This is a genomic window from Vibrio sp. V39_P1S14PM300, assembly GCF_009904765.1.
Classification (GTDB): domain Bacteria; phylum Pseudomonadota; class Gammaproteobacteria; order Enterobacterales; family Vibrionaceae; genus Vibrio; species Vibrio proteolyticus.
The window spans coordinates 1-4,495 of sequence record NZ_WXWP01000209.1 but is presented as its reverse complement, the minus strand read 5'-3'; the positions used below and the strand labels follow the sequence as shown (position 1 = coordinate 4,495).

3 protein-coding genes are annotated in these 4,495 nt (G+C 41.8%); all 3 read right to left on the bottom strand.

Annotated elements, in window-relative coordinates:
* Window positions 1-288, bottom strand: a 288-nt coding sequence (locus CAG65_RS10690) for a restriction endonuclease subunit S (RefSeq protein WP_202599343.1), incomplete at its 3' end; no start/stop codon positions are given.
* A gap of 3 nt (window positions 289-291) precedes the next feature.
* Window positions 292-1,962: a type I restriction-modification system subunit M gene (locus CAG65_RS10685; protein ID WP_161453612.1), complete on the bottom strand. Its 1,671-nt coding sequence runs from the start codon at window positions 1,960-1,962 to the stop codon at window positions 292-294.
* A 196-nt stretch (window positions 1,963-2,158) separates the two neighbouring features.
* Window positions 2,159-4,327, bottom strand: a complete 2,169-nt coding sequence (locus CAG65_RS10680; protein WP_237668796.1) for a hypothetical protein — start codon at window positions 4,325-4,327, stop codon at window positions 2,159-2,161.
* Window positions 4,328-4,495: the final 168 nt, after the last annotated feature.

Below are 4,495 nucleotides of genomic sequence, written 5' to 3'. Positions count from 1 at the left end.
ACTAATGAATACGTAATATAACCATTTAGTATCGCAATTTTTGGCTTCGACATAAAAAGTAGTATCGATTGTCCAGAACGGTTTATCTACATAGTGAATATTACCGATAGACCCTTTTCGTCCAAGAATGATACTCGGCTTATCGTATAAATAATCGTTGGTACTTCCAACTATCCCACCAGTACCATAAATCGGGTAAATGCCATCATCTGAATCTATGCCTTTAGGAGATTTGCCGTAGTGTAAGGTGCAAAGCTCTTCTATTTTTGAGTCTCTCCAGTTATCCATATTTTATACCTCAATAGATACTGAGTTGATGAGATCTTTGAGCTTCGAGTCTACTTCACAAATCTTTTCGTCAATTTGAGCTAAGTTTCGAAGAGTGGTTGTAATACAAACCTTTTCTTCTTCATCTGAAGAATCGATATAGCGGCTGATATTGAGATTAAAGTCATTCTGCTTGATTTCTGTAATATCAACGACGCGAAGGTATTTATCCACAGAGACAGAGTCCAGTAACTCCGAAAGTTTATCTTCCGTCTGCTCTCCTGCATCAATTAATGTTTGTTTTGCTTTGCTGTACTCGGTCGTGATACGTGTTATATCGCATTTACGAAGTAAGCGCATCGCTTTACCTTCACCAAACTCGGCGGAAGCATCAACGAAAATGACTTTGTTCTTCAGTGCAGCAGGCTTGTTTTTATTGATGATTAGAACCGCAGCCGCAATGCCTGTGTTGAAGAACAGTTTATCTGGTAAACCGACCACACCTTCAATTAAATCACCTTTGATATTGTCTTGACCGACAAGAAAGCCTTTACGAATATTACCTTCATCTCCCTCACGGAACAGCACACCATGAGGGACTACAACGCCGATGCGACCATCGTCTTTTGTTGAGGCAATCATATGCTGAATAAAGGCAAAGTCTGCTTTAGTTCGTGGAGCTGTGCCAAGCCCAAAGCGACCAAATGGATCTTTTAGGTCGGAACTGTATTTTACATTTCTTTCTTTACCTTTTTGGTCAACAATTTTCCCGTCGTTTAGCTCTAACGGTTCCCACCATTTATCTTGAGAAAAAGGAGGGTTCGCAATGACTCTATCAAAAGTCATTAAGCCATTTTGGCTTGTTGTATGTCTTGGGTTAACTAACGTATCACCGCGTTGAATATCGCCATCTAGGTTGTGCAAAAACATGTTGAGTTTGGCAATTGCCCATGTTCCTAGGTTCTTTTCCTGACCGTAAAGTTTACAGTTAGGCTTACCCATGATGGTGCCATTCTCGTAGTTTTCTTTAATGTGACGAGCGGACTCAACCAACATGCCGCCACATCCACAGGTCAAATCGTAAATCTCATGACCTGGTTGTGGGTCAATCAGCTTAACGATAAGTTCTACCACTTCGTGAGGGGTGTAGAACTCGCCGCCTTTCTTGCCAGCATCATCAGCAAATTTGCCAATCAAATACTCGTATGCATCTCCAAGTAGGTCGGCTTTGTAGAGATTTTTATTGCCCAGCTTGTGTTGGTTAAAATGGCGGAGTAGGCGAGTCAGTAGCTCATTGCTGAGCTTCTCTTTATCACCGAACTGAATGGCGGTAAGCACTTTTTCTAGTGATGGGTTTTGATGTTCGATTTCAGCAAAGGCTTCATCGATGTACTCACCAATATTTTCCGTTCTTTCGATCAGCTTGTTCCAACGTGCATACACAGGAACGAATTGCTCTGGGTTATCTTCCTGAATCTGCGCCATTGCTTCTTCAGCGCTGCAACCTTCTTCTTCTATCACGGCTTCTACACGCTCGTCAAATACGTCTGAAAGACGTTTTAAGAACAGGAGACCGAAGATATAGTTTTTGAAGTCTGAGCTATCTACTGTGCCACGCATGATGTTTGCGCTGCCCCAAAGCCATGTCTTTAGCTCTTCAAGGCTGATTTTTTCTACTGCGGTATTGTTTGTCATAAGAATCTCTTAAACGTTCACGGCTCGCTCAAAATCTTGGTGTGAGCGAAGAACAAAATTGTGGGGATTATAACGCAACAAGCGTCGATTGAGAGACTTTAGATTCAGGAATTGAGCGCTGTAGTAAGATTATGATTTGATAGGGGATACTCCCTGCTACCTTATGAGTGTCGTGGTAGCAGGGCGGTGTTGGCTGTTAGGCTGCGGACTTGGTAGTTTCGGATGGTGCTGAATTAAAGCAAGCATAATTACGAGCGTTTTTATGCATCTCTACTTTTGCTTTTTTGCTACTGCTGCGGAATGTTCCAACTTCGAAGCCCAATGAGTTTAAGAGTCTTTTCAAGTATGACGTTGCCTTGTTTGGCTTTGCCTCTTGATGAAGAGGCTTGCTAATGTGTAAGCTATCTTTAAAGGCCCAGTTCAATAGCTTTCGGTTAACATAACAGGTTTTTACAATCTGGCGAACCTCATCTTTATGAATCCAAAAGGCGTCACCATCGACAGAAAATCCATACTTTTTCAAAATTCGGTCATAGATGAGATGAGCGGTACGATGGTGCTTCGTTTCGATTTCCACTTTGTCACTAGAGCGATTCACGAACGGGAATGAATCAAACACACTTCGATTGACTAAGAACTTGAAGTGGAAGTTAACGTCATCTTCTGTAACCTTTTTCACTCCGTAATCCCGCTTGATCTGAAACTTAGTTAAAGAAGCGTTATCAGAAGACGTCCTTCTGTCTTTAGCCCATAACCAGGAAGCTTGTTCTTGAGTTAAATCAGGTGAGGATACAATCGCTTGCACTTCTAACTCTTTGTACGCTTTGGCTGCCAGATTAACACTCTTTTGAGCAAACAGTTGTGCTGTAAAAGAGGATGGGGCCGATGTTGTCATAAAACCGAGTTCTTCCAACGTTAAATGTAAATGCAAGGCTAAAGGAGCGAAGAAGCGCTTTTTAACGTTGTTGAATGCAATGTTCAACTTGTCAGTTGGTTGGACATGGACTGTTGGTTTGTACGTCGTTTCTTTGGCATGTGGTGTAATGAAATCTTTGTATGCATCAACGGCAAACCAAATTTGTTTTGCTGTACGAAATCGACGTGCAAAATTAATCAGTTCTAAAGGTGTCAACGTCTTATCGCAGAAAACCACAACTTTGTTAGTAAAGTGCGTAGTAATTGAGAATCCTGAACTTAAGCAAGGAGATGCCATGATCGCATTATACTTCTTAATCTCTTCGTTTGGATTCTCCAAAAAGGCTTTTTGAGCAGGCATGTCTTTATTGTGAGCGTGGATAATTAAGATACCGTCTTTTAGTGCTTCATCTTCACTATCTAGCTTATTAGAATCTTTATAGCCTAGTGATTGGGTAACCTGACGAAGTGTGACGAGAGAATCAAACAGGAATACTTTATCTTCCTCAATAAGACGCTCTTTGAGATAAACGTTGGAGAGGTACTGGTTTTTATCTGTGATCACAGCTTTGATTGAAGAATACGGGTTCTCAGTGCAATCCAATAGTGTCACTTCGCTTCTTAACTCTTTGATGTAACCCAAGCTGATATCTGAAAGATCAGCATCACCCACAATCAATTGTGGGACATTACGAATGACTTCTGACAAGCTTTCAAAAACTTGTTGCTTTGGTAACTGTTTACTTGGTTCAGAACATACGACAGTCGTCAGTACTTTTTCGAACTCGTCAATGATAAGAATATCCGCCTGATTAAGCACAGAGCGAATATGAGATTTCCAAATGCTGTTTACAACAACCCCCATTGCATCCGCTTGTTCTAGTTCGCACAAATCTTGGTTGTAGCTGACTGCGAAATTGTCATTGCAGTATTGTTCAACCAGTGCGGTTAGGTAAGAAAGGTAAACGATCTTCTTGTTCTTACTTCGAGCCGCTTTCGCTAATGGACCAAATAGATGCTTGGTCTTCCCTGTGCCTGTTGCCGCTCTTACTGCAAGAGTTTTGCTGTCGTTGATAAGCTGTGAGCACAGCGGAGAGCGCAATGAATCAACGGTGATGGTCTTAGTTTGAAGAGTTGGAGACATGAATTTTCGCACTCTATTGCGATTCTGTTCGAGTTGCTCATCAAGTGCAGCTCTCAATAACTCAATACTCTGAACGCCCTGTAAATCTGACAGAAAGGTGTTAACACATGCCTCGGTTGTGCTGTTTGTAAGCGGAACAGTACGAATCAATTGTCTGGAAAGCCACTGCGATGTCTCTTTGCACGGTGATAGAGAGTTGCAAAGGGTTAGATAAGTCACAGTGCTTCTAAAGTTCTCCAGACTGTAGTAAATCCCTGTCGCGCTATCTAACATTGGAACACGACTTCCACAGTAGTTGCTTTTCATTAATCTAGCCGTTTGAGTAGGGAACAGCTTTGAATCGGCGACTAGTGTAATCGTATAGCCAGCATCTAGATAATATCGAGTGACATCCATAGCATTGTTTCTGTCGTTGCGTAGAGCAACGACTCGATCATCATTCGATCGATGCTGAAGACTCGGATCGAGCAGAAT

Coding starts and splice junctions, on each gene's coding strand:
- CAG65_RS10685 (WP_161453612.1), bottom strand. CDS start 1,962: ATGACAAACAATACCGCAGTAGAAAAAATCAGCCTTGAAGAGCTAAAG.
- CAG65_RS10680 (WP_237668796.1), bottom strand. CDS start 4,327: ATGAAAAGCAACTACTGTGGAAGTCGTGTTCCAATGTTAGATAGCGCG.